This is a genomic window from uncultured Actinomyces sp. (genome assembly GCF_963526355.1).
Taxonomy (GTDB): Bacteria; Actinomycetota; Actinomycetes; order Actinomycetales; family Actinomycetaceae; genus Actinomyces.
The window spans coordinates 1-22384 of sequence record NZ_CAUROW010000034.1; the positions used below are offsets into that span (position 1 = coordinate 1).

At 65.5% G+C, this 22384-nt stretch carries 20 protein-coding genes and 1 pseudogene; 11 read left to right on the plus strand and 10 right to left on the minus strand.

From position 1 onward, the window contains the following. Positions 1 to 738: methyltransferase domain-containing protein (locus RWR81_RS08175; RefSeq protein WP_314456698.1), on the plus strand; the 738-nt coding region annotated here is incomplete at its 5' end. A 62-nt stretch (positions 739 to 800) separates the two neighbouring features. Here RWR81_RS08175 and RWR81_RS08180 read toward each other — a convergent pair. The 4 genes from RWR81_RS08180 to dapD all read right to left on the minus strand — a co-directional run bounded on the left by RWR81_RS08180 (position 801) and on the right by dapD (position 5618). Continuing rightward, complete coding sequence (locus RWR81_RS08180; protein ID WP_314456700.1) at positions 801 to 1556, minus strand: succinate dehydrogenase/fumarate reductase iron-sulfur subunit; 756 nt, start codon at positions 1554 to 1556, stop codon at positions 801 to 803. Then, complete coding sequence (locus tag RWR81_RS08185) at positions 1553 to 3514, minus strand: fumarate reductase/succinate dehydrogenase flavoprotein subunit (protein WP_314456702.1); 1962 nt, start codon at positions 3512 to 3514, stop codon at positions 1553 to 1555. Before RWR81_RS08185 ends, RWR81_RS08180 begins: the two co-directional genes overlap by 4 nt. Continuing rightward, positions 3511 to 4290, minus strand: a complete 780-nt coding sequence (locus tag RWR81_RS08190) for a succinate dehydrogenase cytochrome b subunit (protein WP_314456704.1) — start codon at positions 4288 to 4290, stop codon at positions 3511 to 3513. The genes RWR81_RS08185 and RWR81_RS08190 overlap by 4 nt, the downstream gene beginning before the upstream one ends. Before the next feature lie 344 nt (positions 4291 to 4634). Further along, complete coding sequence (gene dapD / locus RWR81_RS08195; RefSeq protein ID WP_314456706.1) at positions 4635 to 5618, minus strand: 2,3,4,5-tetrahydropyridine-2,6-dicarboxylate N-succinyltransferase; 984 nt, start codon at positions 5616 to 5618, stop codon at positions 4635 to 4637. Between the two features lie 61 nt (positions 5619 to 5679). Between dapD and RWR81_RS08200 the strand changes: the two genes are divergently transcribed. Both RWR81_RS08200 and RWR81_RS08205 read left to right on the plus strand, forming a co-directional pair. Continuing rightward, entirely contained in the window at positions 5680 to 6405 is a 726-nt protein-coding gene (locus RWR81_RS08200; protein WP_314456708.1) for a histidine phosphatase family protein, read from the plus strand. After that, positions 6402 to 7172, plus strand: a complete 771-nt coding sequence (locus RWR81_RS08205) for a hypothetical protein (protein WP_314456710.1) — start codon at positions 6402 to 6404, stop codon at positions 7170 to 7172. Before RWR81_RS08200 ends, RWR81_RS08205 begins: the two co-directional genes overlap by 4 nt. Before the next feature lie 39 nt (positions 7173 to 7211). Here the strand turns inward: RWR81_RS08205 and RWR81_RS08210 are convergent, their stop codons facing one another. Beyond that, positions 7212 to 7646, minus strand: a complete 435-nt coding sequence (locus RWR81_RS08210; RefSeq protein ID WP_314456712.1) for a PLD nuclease N-terminal domain-containing protein — start codon at positions 7644 to 7646, stop codon at positions 7212 to 7214. Between the two features lie 107 nt (positions 7647 to 7753). Between RWR81_RS08210 and RWR81_RS08215 the strand changes: the two genes are divergently transcribed. The 3 genes from RWR81_RS08215 to RWR81_RS08225 all read left to right on the plus strand — a co-directional run bounded on the left by RWR81_RS08215 (position 7754) and on the right by RWR81_RS08225 (position 11078). After that, positions 7754 to 9136 (plus strand): AMP-binding protein, encoded by a 1383-nt coding sequence (locus RWR81_RS08215; protein ID WP_314456714.1) that lies wholly within the window; start codon positions 7754 to 7756, stop codon positions 9134 to 9136. A 146-nt stretch (positions 9137 to 9282) separates the two neighbouring features. Continuing rightward, a complete protein-coding gene (locus tag RWR81_RS08220) occupies positions 9283 to 10254 on the plus strand; it encodes a 1,4-dihydroxy-2-naphthoate polyprenyltransferase (protein WP_314456716.1) in 972 nt (323 codons plus the stop codon). A gap of 137 nt (positions 10255 to 10391) precedes the next feature. Continuing rightward, a complete protein-coding gene (locus RWR81_RS08225) occupies positions 10392 to 11078 on the plus strand; it encodes a hypothetical protein (protein ID WP_314456718.1) in 687 nt (228 codons plus the stop codon). Between the two features lie 1266 nt (positions 11079 to 12344). Here RWR81_RS08225 and RWR81_RS08230 read toward each other — a convergent pair. Beyond that, positions 12345 to 12617: a hypothetical protein gene (locus RWR81_RS08230; RefSeq protein ID WP_314456719.1), complete on the minus strand. Its 273-nt coding sequence runs from the start codon at positions 12615 to 12617 to the stop codon at positions 12345 to 12347. 296 nt (positions 12618 to 12913) lie between these two features. Between RWR81_RS08230 and RWR81_RS08235 the strand changes: the two genes are divergently transcribed. The 5 genes and pseudogenes from RWR81_RS08235 to RWR81_RS08255 all read left to right on the plus strand — a co-directional run bounded on the left by RWR81_RS08235 (position 12914) and on the right by RWR81_RS08255 (position 18517). Further along, positions 12914 to 13147, plus strand: a complete 234-nt coding sequence (locus RWR81_RS08235) for a hypothetical protein (RefSeq protein WP_314456722.1) — start codon at positions 12914 to 12916, stop codon at positions 13145 to 13147. 1947 nt (positions 13148 to 15094) lie between these two features. Beyond that, positions 15095 to 15885: pseudogene (locus RWR81_RS08240) on the plus strand (transposase family protein). A 229-nt stretch (positions 15886 to 16114) separates the two neighbouring features. Beyond that, positions 16115 to 16639: a glycohydrolase toxin TNT-related protein gene (locus RWR81_RS08245; RefSeq protein WP_314456723.1), complete on the plus strand. Its 525-nt coding sequence runs from the start codon at positions 16115 to 16117 to the stop codon at positions 16637 to 16639. Then, positions 16626 to 18011: an Imm61 family immunity protein gene (locus RWR81_RS08250; RefSeq protein WP_314456724.1), complete on the plus strand. Its 1386-nt coding sequence runs from the start codon at positions 16626 to 16628 to the stop codon at positions 18009 to 18011. Before RWR81_RS08245 ends, RWR81_RS08250 begins: the two co-directional genes overlap by 14 nt. Then, complete coding sequence (locus RWR81_RS08255; protein WP_314456726.1) at positions 18011 to 18517, plus strand: hypothetical protein; 507 nt, start codon at positions 18011 to 18013, stop codon at positions 18515 to 18517. Before RWR81_RS08250 ends, RWR81_RS08255 begins: the two co-directional genes overlap by 1 nt. 190 nt (positions 18518 to 18707) lie before the next feature. Here the strand turns inward: RWR81_RS08255 and RWR81_RS08260 are convergent, their stop codons facing one another. The 4 genes from RWR81_RS08260 to RWR81_RS08275 form a co-directional block, all read right to left on the minus strand. Continuing rightward, the gene (locus tag RWR81_RS08260) at positions 18708 to 19238 is read right to left on the minus strand and encodes a hypothetical protein (protein WP_314456728.1); all 531 of its coding nucleotides are present in this window, start codon (positions 19236 to 19238) and stop codon (positions 18708 to 18710) included. 888 nt (positions 19239 to 20126) lie between these two features. Next, positions 20127 to 20708, minus strand: a complete 582-nt coding sequence (locus RWR81_RS08265) for a DUF1440 domain-containing protein (RefSeq protein WP_314456729.1) — start codon at positions 20706 to 20708, stop codon at positions 20127 to 20129. A gap of 283 nt (positions 20709 to 20991) precedes the next feature. Then, entirely contained in the window at positions 20992 to 21408 is a 417-nt protein-coding gene (locus tag RWR81_RS08270) for a hypothetical protein (protein ID WP_314456731.1), read from the minus strand. 419 nt (positions 21409 to 21827) lie between these two features. Then, positions 21828 to 22384 (minus strand): enoyl-CoA hydratase-related protein (locus RWR81_RS08275; RefSeq protein WP_314456733.1); only part of this gene is annotated, 557 nt, incomplete at its 5' end.

Genomic DNA, 22384 nt, shown 5'->3' on the forward strand with positions numbered 1-22384 from the left:
GTCCTGGCCCGTGCCGGCAAGCGCGTCCTGCGCCCCGGCGGCGCCGCCCTGTCCGCCGCCATGCTCGGCCACGCCGGCCTGGCCGGCGCCGACGTCGTCGAGCTCGCCCCGGGCCTGGGACGCACCGCCGCCGAGATCATCAAGGACCACCCCGCCTCCTACACGGCCATCGACCGCGACCCCGACGCCGCCCGGCGCGTGGCCGCCGTCGTCGGGGACCTTGGCACTGTCCGCCAGGGCGAGGCCGCCGACACCGGTCTGGACGATGCCAGTGCCGATGTCGTCGTCGGCGAGGCCATGCTCACCATGCAGGGCGACAAGGGCAAGGCGGCCATCGTCGCCGAGGCCGCCCGCGTCCTGCGCCCCGGCGGGCGCTACGCCATCCACGAGCTCGGCGTCACCCCCGACGATATCGACGAGGAGTACTACACCGAGCTGCGCCGCGACCTGGCCCGCTCCATCCACGTCAACGCCCGCCCCATGACCGCGGCCGCCTGGAAGGAGCTCATGGAGGATGCCGGACTCGTCGTCGACTGGGTCGACACCGCCCCCATGGCCCTGCTCAAGGTCGGACGCAACATCCGCGACGAGGGCCTGGGCGGCTTCCTGCGGATCGCCCGCAACGTCGCCGCTGACCGGGCGCTGCGCCGGCGCGTCCAGGAGATGGCCGCCACCTTCAAGCGCTACGAGAAGGACATGGTCGGCATCGCCCTCGTCGCCCACAAGCCCGAGTCCTGATCCCCGCCCCCCTCCCGCGAAGTCCGGGGGTCGGTCATCGGCCCCCGGTGATGAGACCGGCGTCAATCGTCGTGGGTCGCCCCGCGCAGACCTGCGCGCAGGACCTCCCGGTTGAGCAGCGCGATCGCCTCGATCGGGATCCCCGCCGGACACGCCGGCAGGCACTCGCCGTACTCCGAACACGGTCCGAAGAGCTCATCGAGCTCCCGTGTCATCGCCCGGGCCCGGCGCCCCCGCTCGATGCGCCCGGCCGGCATGAGTGACAGGTGCGCCAGCTTCGCCCCCGCGAAGAGCGCCGCCGCCCCGTTCGGGCAGGCCGCCACGCAGGCCCCGCAGCCGATGCAGGCGGCGAAGTCCAGTGCCCGCTCGGCCTGCAGATGCCCCTGGGCGACGTCGTCGGCGTCCGGGGCGGTCCCCGCGGCCACGTCCACGGTCCCGCCCGCCCGGATCAGCTCGTCGAGCGCCGTCCGGTCCACCGCCAGGTCCCGGATGACCGGGAAGGCCGCCGACCTCCACGGCTCCAGCCGGAAGCGCGTCACTCCGGGGAAGGCCCGCAGGTGCTGACGGCAGGCCGGGGTCGTGTCCAGCGGCCCGTGCGGCACCCCGTTGACGAGGAAGCCGCAGGCCCCGCACACCCCCTCCCGGCAGTCCGACTCGAAGACCACGGGCTCACCTCCGGCCTCGATGATCTGGTCATTGAGGCGGTCGAGCAGCTCGAGCAGACTCATCTGCGGCTCGGCGTCCTCCACCACGTGGCTCTCGAAGAAGCCTCGCGCCCGCGGCCCGTCCTGCCGCCAGATCTCCAGCTCGATCCTCATCGGTAGTCCCTCACCTGCATGGGCACCAGCGAGAAGCTCAGTGGCTCCGTGCGGCGCGTGTGCCCGCCGTCTGGCCCCGTCTGCCAGGCCGAGACGGAGCACCAGGTCTCGTCATTGCGCTGGGCCTCGCCGCCCTGGGTCGCGTACTCCTCACGGAAGTGGGCGCCGGCGGACTCGCGCCGGTCCAGGGCGTCGAGGATCATGACCTCCGCCAGCTCCAGGAAGTCGGCGACTCGCAGCGCCTTCTCAAGCTCCTGGTTGAGCCGCGCCTGGCCCCCGACCACGGTGACGTCGGCCCAGAACTCCTCGCGCAGCGCGCGCACCTCCTCCAGGGCTCGCAGCAGCCCCGCCTCGGAGCGACTGACCCCGCAGCCGGCGTAGAGGATCTCACCCAGACGGCGGTGGAACCACACCGGACGGTGTGTCCCGCCCACCGCCATGAGCGCCTCAATGCGCTCGCGGGTGTCGGCCACGGCCTGAAGCGCCTCCGGCGCGTCGGGGCTCAAGGGCTTGCTGCCCACCAGCCCGGCCAGGTAGTTCGGCACGGCCAGCGGAAGCACGAACCAGCCGTCCACACTGGCGCTCAGCAGCGAGTTCGCCCCCAGGCGGTTGGCGCCGTGGTAGTTGTTCGAGGCCTCCCCGCCCACGAACAGTCCCGGGATCGTGGACATCTGGTCGAAGTCCACCCACAGCCCTCCCATTGTGAAGTGGGCTCCCGGGGCGATGCGCATGGGCACCTCGTAAGGGTCCTCGCCAGTGGCGTCGAGGTACATCTCGAACAGGTTGCCGTAGCGCGAGGCGATGGTCTCCTTGCCCAGCCGCTCCAGCGCGTCGCGGAAGTCGAGGTAGACCGAGTTGCGCAGCGGCCCGACGCCGCGGCCGGACTCGATCTGCTCGCGGGCATTGCGTGAGGCGACGTCGCGCGGGGTGAGGTTGCCGAAGGCCGGGTACTTGCGCTCCAGGTAGTAGTCGCGCTCGTCCTCGGGGATGTCGTTCGGGGGCCGCTCATCCCCGGGGCGCACGGGCACCCAGATGCGCCCGTCGTTGCGCAGCGACTCGCTCATGAGCGTCGTCTTGGACTGCCAGCGGGAGCTCACCGGCAGCGCCGTGGGGTGGAACTGCACCATACAGGCACCGGCGAAGGCCGCTCCGCGTCGGTGGGCGCGCCAGGTCGCGGTGGCGTTGGAGGCCATGGCCAGGGTCGAGTAGTGGTAGACGCTGCCGTAGCCGCCGGTGGCCAGCACGACGGCGTGGGCGGTATGGGCGCGTACCTCACCGGAGAGCAGGTCCCGGGTGACGATGCCCTGAGCACGGGAGTCGGCCACGATGAGGTCGAGCATCTCGGTGCGGGTGTGCAAGTGGACTCTCCCGGCGGCGACCTGCTCCTGGAGGGCCTGAGCACAGGCGATCTCCAGCTGCTGACCGGTCTGCCCGCGCGTGTAGTAGGTACGAGAGACCTGCACCCCGCCGAAGGAGCGGGTGGCGAGCTGGCCGCCGTACTCGCGGGCGAAGGGAGCCCCGATCGCCTCCATGTGGTCGATGATCCGGCCGGACTCCAGGCCCAGGCGCACGACGTCGGCCTCCCGCCCCCGGTAGTCCCCGCCCTTGACGGTGTCCTTGACGAAGCGCGCCAGGGAGTCGCCGTCGACCTTGCGGGCCCGGGCGGCGTTGATCCCGCCCTGCGCGGCCACCGAGTGGGCGCGGCGCGGGGCGTCGTGCAGGCTGAAGCACTCCACCCGGTAGCCCAGGCGCCCCAGGGTCGCGGCCGCGCCGGCGCCGGCCAGTCCGGTGCCCACCACGATGACGGTCAGCTTGCGGCGGTTGGCGGGGTTGACCAGGCGGTACTCGTCGCGCCGGCGCTCCCAGGCCTGCTCAGGCGGACAGTCCGGAAGGTGTGCATCGAGGTCCTCGCCGACGTCGTACAGGCCACCGACGGCCCGAGGCGCGCTCGTGCTCATCCGATCACCCCCGTGCAGATGAGTACCGGCAGCAGACCGTTGACGACGGCGATGGTCAGGGCCACGGCCAGGGCGACGGCACGGCACACCTTTCGCAGCCTGGGGCCGGTGCCACCCAGGTCGATGACCACGTTCCACAGGCCCTGCGCCAGATGGAGGGAGAGTGCCAGCATGACCAGGCTGTAGAAGACCGCCATGCCGGGGCGCGACAGGCTCGCCACGAGGTTGTGGTAGGCGCTGACCTGCAGCTCGCCGTTCGACGTCGTCGGCGCCTGGAAGCCCTCAGGGGCGATGAGACGGCCGATGGTCAGGTCGAGGATGTGGATGAGGACGAAGACTCCGATGAGGACGCCGGTCACCAGCATGGAGCGGGCACCGATGGTGCGGGCGGGCAGGGCCCGGCGCCGGAAGGCTCCGCGAGCGCCCCTCGCACGTCGCCACAGCGTGATTCCCGCGGCTACGTGCAGCGCGATGCAGACCCCCAGGGCCAGGCGCATCGCCCACAGGAGGCCCTCGTGCGGCAAGAGCGGGTAGGCGACCTGCCGCAGCCAGGCGGCGTATCCGTTGAAGGCCTCAGGGCCTGCGAGAACCTTGAGGTTGCCGACCATATGGACCACGACGAACAGTGCCATGACCGTGCCGGTGATCGCCATCGTCGCCTTGAGGACGCGCTGCGAGGCCCATGCGGGGGTACGGTGCCTGTGCCGGGGCGGCAGCGCGTCACCAACGGGCTGAGCAGCCTTGGGAGCACGGACGGCCGTGGACGTCGCAGCCATCTGGCCTCCCCCCCACTCTGTGCAGAACAACCCATAACTATGATAATGAAAACCTTGATACTGGCATAGAGTGTGAACGTTGTGTGTCGGCGTTCTGGTCCGAGGACGGGGTGCCCGCACTCGTGGGAAGCGATGGGGGCGCTCCAGACCGGCCGTCCCGTGGACACGGCGTTGGCAAGCCGAGGTCATGCACGGCGAACAGCGAGATCGATGCCGTCGTCGATCTCAACCCTGACGGCGGCAGTGATACTGCGCCTCGGGGGACTCGCTTACGACTCGTCCTGAGATGCAACGGATCGCCGACACCCTGGCGTAAAGGGCCAGGGCGGGGGTGGACCAGCTGTTCACTGACCGGCGTGCGGCGCTGAGTTCAGCTCGATGGCCTTGCCGCCGCGGGCCAGCGCCTCGACTGCGCCGGACTGGGAGTTACGGCGGAACAGGACGTTGGAGGCGCCGGCCAGCTCGCGGGCCGAGACCACGCGCGGCTCCTTGAACAGGCCATGGCTGCCGGGCACCACGCCGCCCTGCGGCATGAGGGAGACCTTCGTGCCGGCCGTCAGGTACAGGCCCGCCTCGACGACGCAGTCGTCGCCCAGAGGGATTCCCAGCCCGGAGTTGGCACCCAGCAGGCAGCGCTCGCCCAGGGCGACCCGCTGGCGGCCGCTGCCCGAGAGCATGCCCATGGTCGAGGCGCCGCCGCCGACGTCGGAGCCGTCACCGATGACGACACCCTGGGAGATACGGCCCTCGACCATGGAGCGACCCAGCGTCCCTGCGTTGTAGTTGACGAAGCCGGCGTGCATGACCGTGGTGCCCTCGGAGAGGTAGGCGCCCAGGCGCACGCTCGTGGCATTGCCGATACGCACACCCGAGGGCAGGACGTAGTCGGTCATGCGGGGGAGCTTGTCCACCGAGTGCACCTGCACCGGGCGCCCCAGAGCGGCGCGCAGGCGGGTGCGGGTGGTCTCGAAGTCCTCGGCGCGGCAGGGACCGGCGGAGGTCCACACCACGTTGGGCAGGCGGGAGAAGATCCCATCCAGGTTGATGGTGTTGGGCTTGGCCAGGCGGTGGGACAGGGCGTGCAGGCGCAGGTAGGCACCGGCCACTGTCTGGGGGGCGTCGTCGAGATCGGCCCAGGTGCGCACCACGGTGGTGTGCACGCCGCGGGCCTCGTCGCGACGCTCCATGGCGCTCAGGGTCCCCAATAGGTCGGCGTGCCCGTCCTCGGGTTCGTCGCCGAGGACCGGGCGGGGGTACCACACGTCAAGGGTGTTACCGTCGTCGGTCACGGTTGCCAGACCGAGGCCCCATGCGCTGCGAGTCGTCATGGGGGACACCCTACGGGACCCGGTGGCCGAGTGTTGCCGGCGGGCGTGCGACAATCACCGCATGGCGCGTACGACGATCCACCTCATGCGGCACGGCGAGGTGCACAACCCCGAGGGCATCCTCTACGGCCGTCTGCCCGGTTACCACCTGTCGACCCTGGGGCACCAGATGGCCCAGCAGGTCGCCGACGTCCTGTCGGCCTCCGGGCACGACATCACTCGGGTCATCACCTCGCCCCTGGAGCGGGCCCGTGAGACCGGTGCCCCCACCGCCGCCGCCTTCGGCCTGGCGCCGACGACGGACGCCCGGCTCATCGAGGCCGGCAACAGCTTCGAGGGCGTGGCCGTCAACCGCAATCGCTGGATCCTTGCCTACCCCGCCCACTGGCGCAGCTACGTCAACCCGCTGCGCCCCTCCTGGGGCGAGCCCTATCGCGAGATCGTCGAGCGCATGCGTGGTGCCGTCGTCTCCGCGCTGGACGTCGCCGCGGGACACGAGGCGCTCCTCGTGTCCCACCAGCTGCCCGTCTGGGCGCTGCGCCTCTTCCTGGAGGGGCGCTCCCTGGCCCACGACCCGCGCCGGCGCCAGTGCGCCCTGGCCTCCCTGACCTCCCTGACCTTCGAGGGCCGCACCCTAGTCGGACTGGCCTACTGGGAGCCGGCCGGTGACCTGCTGCGCCAGGCCCGTGACATGGTGCCCGGCACCTCCGCCGCCCAGGCCGCCACCGGTCGCCCTGCCCACTCCGACCACGTCGCCGAAGCCGACAGCGCCGAGGCGACGCAGTGACCCAGCAGCCGCCCTCGCGCCCGGTCGGCGGCGAGGTGGTGCGCTCCGGTGCCTCCGGCGAGGTCATCCGCCCCGGCCACCCGCGCCCCGCCCCACGGCGCCCCTGGACCGGGCAGGACTTCGTGTGGTGGCACACCGCCGCCGTCCTGACCGCCACCCGCCAGGGCAGGCGCCCCAACCCGGTCTCACCCACCATCGACCCCGTGCGCCCGGCCCTGGGATCCGGTGAGGTCATGCTGGCCACCTGCGACGCCGAGCTGCTCATATGGCGCAGAGGGGACGCCACCTACAACCCCTCCCGTGGCTTCTTCCTGGCCGGAGGGCCGGTCGGCCTGGCCCTGACGGCCGCCTTCTTCGGAGGACAGGCCTACCTCAACCACCGGCGCCGTCGTGCCGCCGAGGCTGACGCCGTCGAGAAGTGGCGACACCTGGCCCGCGCCCGCCTGACCGTCTCCACACACGGCATCTACCTGGGCACGGGGGAGGGCGTCATGCCCATCTCCTACGACGACATCCAGGAGGTCCGGCTCACCGCCACCGGGGAGGTCGTCATCGCCGCCGCCAACGCCTCCGGCTCGGTACGTCTGAAGATCCGGGCCCAGTGGGCCGAGCTCGTCCTCATCCTGTGGTCGGTGCGCCACATGCCCGAGCACCCTCAGATCGTGGCACGCACCTGGATCCCGGGCGACTGGCTCATCCACGCCTCCGCCCACGGTTACGACGTCGACACCGGGCCCTGGCCCCGGGCGCAGACGGCATTGCCCTGAGTCGTCCCTCGTCCGGGCCCCTCAGTCTCAGCCTCGGTCTCAGCGCTGGTCGGTGCCGGAGCGGTCGATGTCGCCCGCCTCTCCGGCGTCGGACTGCTCGGGGTCCTTCTCGATACCGTCGTCAGCGGACCCCTTCGGGTGGTGCTTGCGACGGCGGATGTCCTGTTCCAGGTCGCGCAGGAAGTCCGGGTCGTCGTCGGGTGCCATGGGCCGGGCGCGCTGCGGGCGGCGGAAGGTCGTGCCCTCCTTGGAGGACCACACGGTGGGCTCCACGTAACCGCCGCGCTCCTCAGCCGCCTTGACCCGCGAGACGATGATCCAGGCGATCGGGCCGATGGTGGGGAACAGGACGACGAGGGTGATCCACAGGAACTTCGGCATCCGCGCCGGCATGCTCTCCTCCGGCGTGCGCGCGCAGTCCAGCAGGGCATACAGCGTCAGGGCGAACACCAGGACGATGAGGACGATACGCATGGCGCAACCCTAACCGAGCCGGACGACCCAGCCGGCCCCGTATCCGCTCACACTCGTCCACCTACCTGCTCATGCCCGCACGTCTCAAGGCGTGGCACGATCATCCTGTGCCCACTCCGCCCACCTTCCGCCTTCTGGCCGGTGGAACCGCCCCCGACGACGTCGCCGCCCTGTGCACCGCCCTGACCGAGCGCATGGTTCAGCGCGGCCTGCTGCCCACCCACGACGGCCGGGCGGCCGCGGGTGCTGGGGACGGGGCGGACGAGCGGGCAGAGAGCCCCCTCCCCCTACTCGTGCCCATCGGCCCCGGTGAGGATGCGGGCCAGGTCCGGGCCGACCTGGCCCGCCGCGTCGCCCGAGTGCCTCCGCACACCGACCTCATTCTGCGCACCTCCGGCTCCACCACCGGTACCGGCCGGCTCATCGCTGTCCGCGTCGCCGCCCTGACGGCCTCCGCCCTCGCCACTCACGAGCGCCTGGGCGGCCCGGGCACCTGGCTCCTGGCCCTGCCCGCCCACCACGTCGCCGGCCTGCAGATCCTCGTGCGTTCCCTCCTGTCCGGAACGACGCCGGTCGTGGCCGACATGAGCGGCGGATTCAGCCCGACGGCGCTCGCGGACGCCCTGCGCTCCGCCCGAGACTCTGCCGGCCCGGCCGCCCGCCTCTACACCTCCCTGGTCCCCACCCAGCTGGTGCGTGCCGTGTGCGATCGCGCGGCGAGCCGGGCCCTGACCGAGGCCGACGCCGTCCTCCTGGGAGGCGCCGCCGCCGATCCCGCGCTGCTGGCCCGGGCCCAGGAACTCGGCATCACCGTGGTCACCACCTACGGCATGAGCGAGACCGGTGGGGGCTGCGTCTACGACGGCCGCCCTCTGGACGGCGTCGAGCTCGCCATCCAGGACCCCGACGCCGAGGGAACCGGCCGCGTCCTCATCTCCGGTCCGGTGCTGGCTGAGGGATACCTGCAGGATCCCGACGTCACCGACTCAGCTTCCGCCGGCCCCGCCTCTGACGGCACCAGCCGATCCGGTGAGGATTTTCGGGACACCGAGGCCGGGCGCGTCCTGGTCACCTCCGACCGCGGCCGGCTGCGCCCCGATGGGCGTCTGGAGCTCCTGGGGCGCCTGGACGACGTCATCATCACCGGCGGGGTCAAGGTGGAGCCCCGCCACGTTGAGGAGGCTCTCACCGGCCTGGACACGGTGGCCGAGGCCTGCGTCGTTGGCCTGCCTGATGAGCAGTGGGGCAGCATCGTCGTCGCCGCTGTTGTGTGTGAAGCCGCTGCCGGGCAGGAGGGCTCGGGAGGCTCCGACGATCTGAGCAGCCCCGACGGTGCCGCTCTGCGCGAGGCGGTCCGAAGCCGGCTGGACGGCGTCCACGCCCCCAAGCGGGTCGTCGTCCTGGAAGCGCTGCCGCTGCGTCCCAGCGGCAAGGTCGACCGGCGCGCCGTCACCCGGCTCCTTGCCACGGCCTCGGCCGAGGCGACTTAGAGTCCCCTACGCCAGAGCCCTGATCCCCGCCCCGCGAGGCCTACCTGATGATGAGGCACGCCGGCTCCTGCTCCGGCGGCGGTGCCGACACCGGCCACGGCGCTGGTAGGGTCACTGCCGCCCACCCTAGAGGATCGGAGAAAATCGTGAGTGGTGAGAGCGCACAGGACGGCGGGCCGCGGGCCAGCAACTGGGCGGAGGTGGTGCGTCTGCGCACCCTGCCGGCCGCCGTCGCCCCCGTCATCCTGGGCGCCGGGGCCGCCGCAGCCATGGGGGACTTCTCGGCGGTGCGCAGCCTCTTGGCCGCGGGGGTCGCCCTGGCACTGCAAATCGGCTGCAACCTGGCCAACGACTACTCCGACGGCGTTCGCGGCACTGACGACGAGCGCACCGGGCCGCCCCGCCTGACCGCCTCCGGGCAGGTCTCCCCCCGTACCGTCAAATTCGCAGCCTTCGGATGCTTCGGCCTGGGGGCACTCCTGGGCCTGGCACTGGTGGCCCTGAGCGGTCAGTGGTGGCTGCTGGCCGTCGGCGCCGCGGCGATCGCGGCAGCCTGGTTCTACACCGGCGGCTCCCACCCCTACGGTTACGCCGGACTGGGGGAGGTGTTCGTCTTCGTCTTCTTCGGGCTGGTCGCCACCGCGGGCACCACCTACGTCCAGGCGGGCGCGGTGCCGGGGTGGCTGTGGCCCTCGGCCTGCGGCATCGGTCTGCTCGCCTGCTCCCTGCTCATGGTTAACAACCTGCGTGACATTGGTACCGACCCCGAGCACGGCAAGATGACTCTGGCCGTCCGCCTGGGGGAGCCGAGCGCGCGGCGAGTCTTCTCAGCCATGCTCCACCTGCCCCTTGTACTGGGGGCCGCCTCCCTCGTTTGGGCGCGTGAGGTCGGGTCGGCCAGCCCCGCCGACGGCGGGGGCCGGATCGGCCCGCTGCTCACCCTGGTCATCGCGCTGGCCGTGCCGCTCCTCCTCCTGCCGTTGGTGCGACGGGCCGTCGTTCCGGTGCGGGCCGGGGCCAGGGGCCGTGATCTCATCAGCTCCCTGCGCGACGCCGGGCTCCTGGAACTGGCTTACGGCCTCGTCTTTGCCGCGGCCACGGTCGTCATCACCCTGTGAGGGGCTCTGCGGTCTGTTGATGGCTCGTCATGATCGTGCGTAAAACCCGTGTGTTGAAGCGAGGAGCCGCACTATCATCTTCTGATCTGAAGCGTAACGGCGGGTCGTCCGTGGCTGGGGGCGAGGAAGGAACGGCGATGTCTGTTGATGGCGCGCAGGGTGAGGCGCCTCGGGCCCGTGTCCCTCGCGGGTGGTTGGTCCGGGAACGTCTGGTCCTAACGACGCTGCGCTCTCCGGTGATGCTGCTTCTCTGGATATTCGTCATCTGCACGTTCGCATACGTGCTGTACATGATCTTCTTCGGCCAGTCAGGCAGCGCTACCGAGGCGTATGCGGCACAGGAATCGAATGCGAAGTCGCCGGTTCCGGCGATTCTCTTCATGGTCGTCTTGGTCCTCCTGGGAGGTTTACTACTTTTCAGCTTCACAGTGGTGGACCAGGACGGTGTTCATGCCTATCGGTTCCTCATCTTCGGTTGGAGGCGTTATGATTTCTCATGGGAGGATTTCCGTTGGGGCTCCTACGTGCTGAAGACGAGGGCACGGGCCAAGGGGACGACGGTGAATGTCGGCAGCCTTTGTGTGTCGCAGGAGTGGAGGAGCTGGACGCCCGAGGGTGAGAGTGTGGAGGAGTTCATGCGCTATATACGACCTCGTCGTGCACTGGTGAAGGGTGGAGGAACACCGATTCCTGGCCTTCAGGTCTTCCTGTTCTTCCGGGGTGACGTGATGGAACGTGTGGACGATCGCTGGTACCAGGTCATCGAGTGGGCAGAATACAAGGGGTACCTCCATCAAGGCGATACCCGCCCAGCATCCGCCTGACCAGAGTTGCCGGCGGGCGGAGGTGTCGCCGCGGAGAACTGCGCTGCTCGCGATGACGGCCTGCCGGCCCTACGAGGAGGTGGCATCACCTGTATCTTTCGCAAAATACTTATGATTCCTCTTCGCTCCCGGTTGAGGACACAGTGAAGGAGGCTTATTCACAGGGCGAGGCAAGCGGTCCCTGACCCGGGCAAACGCAAGCGTTCGTCGTGGCTGTGAATAACCCTCAAGGCCTCCTTGTATCCGCAGTGTCCAGTCGCTCAGAGATGCTTGTTCATTGTGGAACCACGTCTCGGTCCTCGAATGAAGAATTCGCCGCTACGCTGCCGCCAATTCGTTCTTGCCGCTTCATGAAAAAATCAAGTGCTTATCTTCTGGTGTCGGTGCTCAAAGGTTAAACTCGAATCCTATTCAATTGGGGGACTGCTGTGATGGAGCGGGATCCTGTGTTTGTCTTTCCTTCGGATTTTCGCGTTCGATGAGTTTCTGATATGCCGATTCCAAGGAGGTGAAGCCTAGGTGGAAACCGATACAATGATTATCCCTGATAATATGCATGTAACTCGTTTTCCCGGTGCCGCGTGGTCTCACGATGTACGCATCTTGGTATGGAATGATTGTCCAATCATCCAGGTGGAGTCGTTTTGAGGAGTCTATGTTTCGTGAGTACCAGTTTGCGAAGAAGGTAAACACTTCCTCGTCGGTCTTGCTGTCCAAGTTTGAAGCTCCGTATCTGAGGTTTGTGGATCTTGAGTTCTAGGAGGAGGATGATGGGGTGAGGTGATTCTGGAAGGAGTGCCATCCTTCAGTAGGAAGTCGTCAATGAACTTGTTCTAGACTGTAAGATGCTAGATAAGATTATGTGCTCGGTTCCCAATCGTATTCTGTGTACATTACCATTTCTAAAATGGTTCCTTTTGAGGTGATCAAGGTGACGACGTCCTCGTTGTGTATTCCTTTCGCGATCCAGCCTGCGGCCATGGCTGGACGACTTCTGAAGAAGAGCGTCGACGACTTCCTCCTTCTACGGAAGGTGTTTAGCATTTTAAATGCGGCCCAGTGTAGCGCCGGGTCTTGGTGAGGGCTGGAGATGTCTTCGCTTCTGTGGTTGTGACGGGGTCTCCGTGTTCGAGGAGGTGGTTCAGGGCGCCTCCGTCGGGGTGAAATAGGAGTTCAGTGTGATCAGAGGATCCAGGGCATAAAACTTCTTTTCATTATTCATGAGATCGCAGTATCTCAGGGGTGAACTGGGGCGGCCTCAGCTCCTCAGGTCTTCTCGAGCTCGTCGGCTCGCAAGAATTTCTGATATATCGATTCGATATCCGCAAAGGCGGGGGAGAAGCCAACACACCTGTCATCCTTCACGAAATACAGGTAGTTTCCCCTTCGTCCCCCGCTGGGAGAAATGATGAAAACTTCTTTGTACTGGCCGATGTTCCAGTCGCTCAGGGAGGTTTCGCTGGTGTTGGGATAAGTTCTTGCCTCCCAAGTTCTGAAGGTCTTGAATACTTTCTCTTTGATCTCTTTGCTCGGTTCCAAGGATCAATCTTCTCCATTTTGACTTCAGTGAGTTGCGAGTTATCGTATTGGCACGCCAGATTTTCCCATCATACCGTGAACATCAGTCTGCGACTAGGTCACTCTGCTCATCTGTCCAGCGGATCTTGGCGTCCTCTTCTCTGTGAGTCTCTGCGGGCGTTGAACCAATGGTCTCCCGAATTTTCTTGAACATATCCGGCTATATCTCGATCGACCCCGAGAATTTCTGTTGCTTCCTGGGCTTGTGATCGACGCCATCAAGACGGCCTGCACCTGCCTGGGCATGGCGGCCGGGGGTGATCGGGCCTTTTGAGCAGATGGTCGCCGCCCGCCTGATCGAGCCGACATCCAAGGCCGGTACTCCCGGAGCCCTGTTGTCCGAGATCGGCTGGCCGGGAACAGCCCAACACAACACCCTCCAAGCCTGCCTGGTCCGGGCCCGGGAGCGGGGCTACCGCGAGAGCCTCTCGCGGGTCCTTTTCGATCACGTCACTACCACCAGGGGCCTGGCACTGTGCCTGCAGGCGTGACCACGCTCTACTTCGAGGGCGAGAGGGAGGACGAGCTGCGGTGGTTGGGTTACTGGTAAGGAGAGGAGGATTGCTCCCCAGATCATCGTGGGCCTGCTGGTTGACTGTCATGGTTCTTTCCCCTGAGAATCGGGCGCTTTCGAGGGCAACCGGACTGAGACCACCACGATCATCCCCGTGGTGGAGGCCTTGCAGGCCGCTCATGGCATCGAGGAGCTCGTGATCGTCGCCGGGCGCCGGCATGCTCTCGGCCGCTAACCTGACAGTGCTGGATGAGGTGAGGCTGAGGTTCATCGTCGGGGCCCGACAGGTCCGCGCTCCAGGCGACCTCGAGGTCCACTTCCACTGGGTCGGGACGCCTTCGCCGATGTCCAGCTGATCGACACCATCACCCCCAGGAGAGGCTCGAATACCGAGCGGGACGTCACCGGACGTCGTGAACCGGCGTGGGACCGGACATCCATCCGAGCTCGTAGAGAGCGGTGTGGGCCTACTCCAAGAAGCGCGCGGTCCGGGGCAGCCAGGCCCTGACCGCTCAGGCCAACCGGGGCCGGGCCGTCACTGTCGGCGAGAAGCGTCCTCAGGGCACGCGTTTTGTCACCGTCCACGTTGGTGACACGAGCCTGGATGAGGCCTCTCTGGCAAAGGGGCAGGTCCCTGGTGGGCGTCAAGGGCTACGTCGCCTTTCGTCCCATCGTGTCTCATGGACGCCGCCGAGGTCATCTCCTCGTATCACGAGTTGTGGCACGCCCGGTCCGTCCTATGCGGATGAGCAAGCACGACCTGCGAGCCCGCCCGGTCTTCCACCACCAGCGTGAGCCCACCTGGGCTCACGCTGGTGGTGGTGATGGCCGCCCTGGCTGTAACCCCGCTACATCCAGGACGCCACCGGGATCAGCGTCAAACGCGTCATCCGCGCCCTCAAACCCCTCCAGGACGTCACCATCGACCTCAACAGCCACCACCTCACAGCCGCCGCCACCCTTGAAACCCCCAAGGCCAAAGACATCCTCACCGCCCTCAGCATCCCAACAGAGCACTAAAACTGTGCAACTCAGGTATAGCGACGGGGTGGTGTCCTTCGAATCCCTATTCCTGCGAGTTCTTGCGTTCGAGAAGTTTCTGATATGCTTTCTCCAAGGAGAGGAGAGCCAAGGAGAATCCAATACAATCGCCATCTCTGACGAGATGCATATAACTCGTTCTCTTATTCCCACTTGGCTTCACAATGTACGCGTCTTCATATGGAATGACTTGCCAGTCGTTCGGATGGAGTTGGGCTGAGGCATTTATGTTTCTTGAATGCCAGTCGGCAAAGAAATCAAATACTTCTTTATTTGTCTTGTTTTCCAAGATCCAATCCTCTCCGTTCGGAGTCTTTTGAATTTCGAATCATCGCATCTAAAGGGTTATTCACAGCCACGACGACCGCTTGCGTTTGCTCAGGTCAGGGACCGCTTGCCTCGCCCTGTGAATAAGCCTCCTAGATTCCAGATATTATCATCATATCTAGGAGGCCAGTCGGCGGTCATCCCGAACTGTTCATCGGCCCAGTGAAGGTTTCCGCTATCATCTACGTAAGTATTAAACCAGTGCCCTCCTGAATCGTTGCGAGAAACTCTGGGAACGTCCCAGTCAACTCCTACGATCGCTGTTGTACCTGGGGGCATAGGGGCGGCAAAGTCGGTGGGTGAGGGGGTCTGAGCTGGTTTGACGGGGGTGGTGTGTCGCTGAGACGGGGGCGCGGGCCCCGTAGGGACGTTGAGCGGTGCTTAATCAATGAGGTTTTCTCACCGGGGGTGGTGGTACTGGTGGCCTGAGCGCTGGGATGGCTGAGAAGGGTGGATAGGGCTGGGGCGGGGTGTGTCGGATCGGGGTGCACGCGGAGCCGTGCGTCAGAGTTGTTTTCGACCAAGAAAACCTGCTCGCAAGAAAGGCCCCGCGCGGGTGTCCTATCGTGCCACTCTCGACGTCCCCATCGCTACTGTGCGTACCGTCAGCGGCTGGCTGACCGCACACCGACGCACCCACGACACCCGACCCCGCCAACGGGCCGCCACCACCTGGGTCCAGGCCGTTCTGGTGCTGCGGTGGCTCAAGGACGGCACCGATGTGCGGGCCCTGGCCCGCGATAGCAGGGTCTCGCAGGCCACTGCCTACCGGTACCTGCACGAGGCCCTGGAGGTCATCGCTCAGCGGGCTCCCAACGACATCACTGACGTCCTGGACAGGCTCCGGCGCAGAGGCGAACTTTTTGTGTGCCTGGACGGCACTCTGGTGCGCACCGACCGGGTCGTAGTCCGCACCCAGGCCGGCAACCACCTGTGGTATTCCGGTAAGCACAAGGCCTTCGGCGGCAACGTGCAGGTCCTGACCGATCACACTGGTTTCCCGGTGTGGACCGCGCCCGTGGAGCCCGGCTCGACCCATTTTCGTCACCGCCGCCCGCACCCACGCCCTGCCGGCGCTGTACCGGGCGGCCTCACTGGAGCTGCCCACGCTGGCGGACAAGGGCTACACAGGGGCCGGCATCGGCATCAAGGTCCCGGACAACAACCCCGACCCGGACCCCGACACCAGACGGCGCAACGAGCTGATCACCTCCATGCGAGCCCCGGCCGAGAGAGCCAACGCCCTGATCAAACACCTCAAGGCCCTACGACACGTCACCCACAGCCATCACCACCATCACCGCCGCAGCCCTGGTCACCCCCACCCTCCATAAAGGCTTCTGGTGAGAAAACCTCAATGTCCCGCAAATGTAAGACGTCGGCCTGGACCGTATTCTTGATGACCTGACTCGGGGTGGGCCAAGGGAGGTGCTGCTACCGTGTTAAGGACCCTATGTACTCATGGTCTGTCTGCGTAATTTTAACTGCTCATTTCCTGGTATATGAATATGACGGCATGTACTGGTGCTGCCGTAGTACGATCATTTTGTCCCAGAAAGACGAACCATGGAGAACCGTGAAGGACAGCTATGATCTGATCGACGATCCGCGATGGCACTTTGGTGTCGGAGCGGAAGGCCGGCCTCGCTCATACAACCAGTGGGCCGCCGACTGTCGTGATGTCAATGGTGACAGGATATGGCCCTACGAGGGTGATGGTGTGGTGAGGGACGGTATGGATCCCACCAGTGTTGAGACGTTTTGGCGAATTAGGGAATATTTGGAAAAATATGGGGCCAGGATGGACCGTGTCGGACGACCGCACGGAGCATACCTCTTCGGGGTTGACGGTCCGTGTCCAGTTGTCTTTGCGGAGCGTGCTCTCGACCCGAACGCGGCCGGGCTGTCCTACCGGCGTTACCGATTGACCGGTAGGGAACTGCCATCCGCTTGGCGGATCGAGACCGGGCGGGTGGTCTCTGCCCATGGGGCCCGTGGTGGAGGACGTCAGGTGCTGTTTCGTGACGCCGGGAAGGATCTGCTCAGCGTCGAGGAGTTGCTGGAACATGGCCTCTTGGAGGAGCTGCGTGAACGTGCCTGACTGCGTGGAGCGACTGATTCGTTGCCTGAGTGATGTGGGCGTTCCGGTGCGCAACCGTAAGGATGGTCTGCTCATCGGTTGCGAACGAAACGCTCGTACGGTCATGTTCTGGGAGAGCAAAGGGCTATGGCATGTCGGCCATCTGGATCGGGTGGATCAGAATCCTGTCCCGGCACTGACCACTACAGATCGTGAGGTGGCGCTACGGTGGTTGATCTGCCGCGTCGCCAACCAGTACCGCCGTCAACAAGGGTGGCCGTGGTTGCTTCCGTTGCGAGCGGCGCCGGCAATCGCGCAGGGGTGGACGGTTGAACCGGTTCCGGAGAGTTCGACCTCTGGGATCGCGAACATACGGGTATGGGCAAGGCTGGTTCGTCCCGACGGGGAACCGGTTGATATGCGAATGCTCACCGCTCTTCCGACTGCCGTTGAGGTGACGGTCTTGTCCCACCTGATGGATCTGAGCCCCGACCAGGTCCTGGATTCCTATCTTGCTCCGCTGGCCGGTGCCTTGGCGCACGTGGCGGAGACGGGAGACCCGGTTGCGGATATGGGTGAGGCTCTTCAGCGTATGAACGCTGCCTGCGAGTTTCGGATGGTTCCTGACGAGGACGGGTTTCACGTCACGGAGATTGGATCGGTGTCCCATCTCTGGATCGAGGACGGTTGCTGGTGCTTCGGCTACACCGAACGCGGTGAGCAACGTACTGCGGAACTCGTCAGCCCCTCACTGGGCCTGGTGCTGCGATGGATCGCCTTCGGATGGCTGAATGGCGTGCGGCACGGTAGAGGCTGGCCACGGATCATGGCCGGACACTGGGAAGCGAAGACGGCACCCGGCTGGAGCCAGCAACAGGTGGGGGCTCACAGGATCCTGACAGGGCCCACGGGAGCTGGAACCGAGATGATCCTGCGGAGGAAACGACCTCACGCTCTGGATGTGCTGTCGCACCTGATGAACCTGGGGCTCAATCAAGTGGTCGATTCCTTTCTGTCCGAGGATGGCGGGTTACTGCGCGAGGTCGTCGACACGGGACCCCGACGTCGCAACCCGGCCGTTCTGAAGTACGTCGCGCAGTACGGTGATCGTCTCGATCGACTGGGTGACCCGCGTGGAAGCTACTTCTGCGCGGTACCCGGCCCGAAACCTTATTCCTTCGAGCAGCGTTCCCTTCCGCCTGGCGCGGTGAAGGAGCCCTACTATCGGTATCGGCTGTTGGATCTGCCTCCTGGGGTAACATTGGTGACCGGCATTATCGCCCCCTGGTTCGATCAACCAGGAGGTGCTCGTCAGGTTCTCTTCCAGATCGGTGACATTCTCTTGACGGCCGAGGAATGCATTGACCTTCGTATTCTGGAAGGAGATGCCTGATGCCCATCATGGAGGAACTTGTCGCCTATGCTTCGGAAGCCGGCGCTTTGCTGAAAGAGATCTCCGGTGGGCATTCCATGACGTGGAATTCTGGACTCTATTCACACCATCTGTGGAACGCGGATGATGAGTGGTTCTATGGATACAGTGAGCGAGGCTGTGAACGTGTGCCAACCATGTGGAGTCCGCATGATCAACTCGTGTACAAATGGGCTGCCAGCCGGATTGCAATAGACGCGCGAGCGGCACTGGAGCTGCCCCCGATCGTTCTGCCCAACACCATCGAAACTCTGGGTCCTGAGTGGAAACTTGTTCAATGGACCGCACTGCTGGGAGGCTTGAGCCTGGAGGAAGATCAGATCCCTATGACAATGAGAACTGTTTTCCCGCAGTGTCGAACTCTCATCGAGTACTCCCACCTGATCCGTCTGTCCTACGATGAAGTACTAGCTTCCTACCGTGCACCTGACGGGACTCCGCGACTCGGATCGTTCGTATCATGGTGATCGCGTGCTCGTCATGGTCAGGGTGTGTACGGACGGGCGAGGTGGTTGAGCAGGTTTCCTCCATCTTCTATCAGGAAACTGTTGATCTCCTGCGTGAGGGTGAGAGGTATACAGACGACGACGCCCGAATTGGTGAGTGCCGTAGTGAGACGTTCAAAACAATCTGGTCGCACTGTGGGCTCTGTTCTCGTCAGAGGATCGGGATGGTGAAGCGTTCGCAGTACGTGGGGTCGACCGGGCATGGCCGCCCGCGGCTGTTGGTGATGGCGGCGGCGATGGCGTTGACGAGTGCGGCAAGGCCTTGTTCGGTAATGGTCGAGGTCCACTGGTTGTTGCCAGTGGGGAGAAGCTGCTCAACGACTTCGACGGTGTACCCGGCAATATCGACGAAGCGGCCGGTGAGGAGGACTGTACCGGGCAGGAGCGCTATCTCCTGGGCCTGAGGGGTCGAGGAGAGGGGAGTGAGGTCTCGTCCGGTGTGGACGATGAACGCTGCGACGCCCGGACTGGTCAACCCGATGGTGGCTACGGTGAGGTCGCGGCTGGTGGCGGTGATTCCTCCGGTGGTGCAGACGCTCGGTTTCGCCGAGCCGGGGGTGGTGCTGCCGCGGAAGGTGACGGCGCCGACAGGAGGTAGATGGCGCATGCCCTCGACGGCGTTGCTCAGGCGCTCTGCGGGCGAAGGGTCGTCGGTGAGGATGGGTGATGGGGAACTGTTCATTATATACGGCCTCGAGACATCATCTTGGGGGTGGTGAAGGCGTTTGTTGTTCCCGGAATGACCCGGATTGGTTAGGTTGGGTGTCACCGTAAGGGTGCACCTGACGGTGAAGACTACCGATTTGCGTCCGCGATCGGGGCGGTTGGAGCGGTTCAGAACGTAAGGGCGGCACAGTGTCGATCGGCGCCGGGGATGGCCCGGGACTGCCTGCGCCTGACGAGTCTGCGCTCTCCGGTGATGCTGCTTGGGTGGATATTCCTTGTTTATGTGTTCGGGTATGTGGCGTACTCGACCATCGCTCATCGAATTGACGTTGCCGCTGACCCGTATGCGACGCAAGAGCCTCATGTGTTCTGGGTGGTCCTAGCGATTCTGTTCTCCGTTCTTATGGTCCTGCTGGCGATGTCGTTAATCCTCAGCTTCACCGTGGTGGACCGGGACGGTGTGCACGCCTATCGGTTCTTCGTGTGCTACTGGAGGCGCCACGACTTCTCCTGGGAGGACTTCTGGAGGGGATCCTTCGTGTTGGAGTCGGTCTCGAGAAGCAGTCACGGAGTGAGAATCAAATCCTGCACCCTTCATGTCTCTCGGGAGTGGAGGAGCTGGAAGCCTGCTGATGAGAGTGCGGAGGGCTCCGCACGTCATACGGGGCCTCGTCGTACTCTGGCGAAAGGGACCGGGATTCCTGGGCTTCAGTTCTTTTCACTATCCGGAGGTGGTGCAGTCGAGCGTGTGGACCGTCGCTGGCTCCAGGTCATCGAGTGGGCGGAGCGCAAGGGGTACCTCCGGCGAGGTGATACCCGCCCGGGAACCGTCTCATAAGGCCACCTAAAGAAGTGGGCGGCACCGCCGCAACGGTGCCGTCCACAACGATGAGGTCAGAACTGCTCAGCGGGCCGGTTCGGTCTCGAGCGGAACCCACGGGTCGGGCTGGTGAGTGATGCGGTTGCGCAGGTCGCGGCGCACCAGCTCGATGGACCACAGCCAGACGACGTGCCCCAGCGCCTCGGAGAAGTGCTCCGCCCAGGTCTGCCCGCCGGTAACCCACGGGAAGGGTGAGGGGACCGTCCCCGTCAGTGGCATGAGCACCAGGTGCGCGCCAACCCACACGAACAGACCGAAGGCAGCGCCCTGCCACAGTGTGATCGACTTGTAGTACTCGGCCATGACACAGTAGAAGACGGCGAAGACGAGCGCAAAGCCGAAGTGGATGATGAAGGAGTAGATCGGCAGGCCCTCGTTGCCGTTGAAGGTGATGCCGGTGTGGGACTGATCTGGGCTCATCCCCAACTGTTCCAGGAGCTTTTGGGGCGGGTTCGTGGCGTTGCGCTCAGGGGTACGGGGCGGGAAGGGTACCTCCCAGCCGAACTTGACGATGGCGGAGAAGAACCCGCCGATGATGCCGACGACGATCGCGGTCCCGATGCGTCGTCGGGTGGGATTGGTCTTCTCCAGCAGGGTGGACAACATGAGTGTCTCCAGTTGTTGGGGGGGACAAGCGGTGCGGTGACCGGGACCGCGGACGGCTTCCAGACAGAACGGCGTCCCGGATGTATGAGGTCATGACGTTCACTGTCCCGGCTCCGGGAAGCCTGACACGCGGCTGTCCTTGACCGCAATGAGGACAAAGGTCAGGGGCGTTGTCGGCATCCTGCTGCCGACGACGGCGCCAGGAAGAGCCGCGGGGCCCCGCCCGCTGCTGCGGACGGGGCCCCGTTGACGTCTACCGGGTGGCTATCTGACAGTGGCGGGATCAGTTGCCCCCGGCGTCGGAGGAGGCTCCGTCGGAGCCGCCCCGCTGGCTGTCCGCGCTGTTGTCGGAGCCCGGGTGGTTGTCGGCACCCTTGTCCTCGTGGCCCTGACGGCCATCGGAGTCGCCCTGCTGACCCTCGGAGTCACCAGGCTGGTTGTCGCTGCCCCCGACACCGTCGGGTTTCGAGGAGTTGTCGACCGCACCGCCCGTCTTGCTGGTGCCTCCGGACGTCTTGCTGTCGGTGCTGGGGGTGGCAGCGCCTCCCTCGCTGGTCTTGCCCGCGGTCTGCTCGGTGGCCGGGGCGGTGGTCGTCGAGTCGCTCGACTTGGAGCCGGAGCAGGCGGCCAGGCTGAGCCCGGCGGTGACGATGAGGAGTGAGGCGGCAAGGGTCTTGGCACGTGTAGCGGTGAATCGCATGAGTTCTCCTTATGCGGTTGCTGTTGCAGTATCAGTGCAGTGGCAGCGCGGGTCAGTGGGTCCGGCCTGCACTTGCGGATCCGGAGTCGCCGTCGTCCATGGAGTTCGTGCGGGAGCTCGGCGGCGCCCACCGTGAGTGACGATCGTCATAAGCGGCTATGCGGTTGTTCGGCAATCCCGGTTGCCGATGGCTCCGAATCTCTTTCGAGACTAGCAACAACAAACGGACCGGCAGGGTGAATTGTTGTGACAATCATCTCCTGTCTGGTGGTCATCGAACTGCTCGGAGGGTGCATCTCGGGTGTCTCGCAGTGTGTTCTACCCGTACTCCTGTCTCGCGACCGGTCGTCCTGTGGTCAGTCTCATAGTGCTTACGCGTCCGGACAGCCCCGTTGGATCCTGCCCGTCTGACGAGCGGCTCAGAAGTAGTAGGGGAAGGGCGACCAGTCAGGGGAGCGGCGCTGGAGGAAGGCATCGCGCCCCTCGATCGCCTCATCGGTCATATAGGCCAGGCGCGTGGCCTCACCGGCGAAGACCTGTTGTCCGGCCAGGCCGTCATCGGCCAGGTTGAAGGCGAGTTTGAGCATGCGGATCGCCTGCGGGGACTTGCCCGCCACCGTGGCCGCGTACTCCAGGGCCCGCTCCTCGAGCACGGCGTGGGGCACGGCCTCGTTGACGACTCCCCATCGCTCGGCGGTGACGGCGTCGTAGGCGCGGGCCAGGAAGAAGATCTCGCGGGCGCGCTTGTCCCCGACCTGGCGGGCCAGGAGCGCGGAGCCGTAGCCGGCGTCGAAGCTACCGACGTCGGCGTCGGTCTGCTTGAAACGTGCGTGTTCGATCGAGGCCAGGGAGAGGTCCGCGACGACGTTGAGACTGTGCCCGCCACCTGCCGCCCAGCCCGACACAGCGGCGATGACGGCCTTGGGCATGGTGCGGATGAGGCGCTGGACCTCCAGGATGTGGAGGCGGCCGGCCC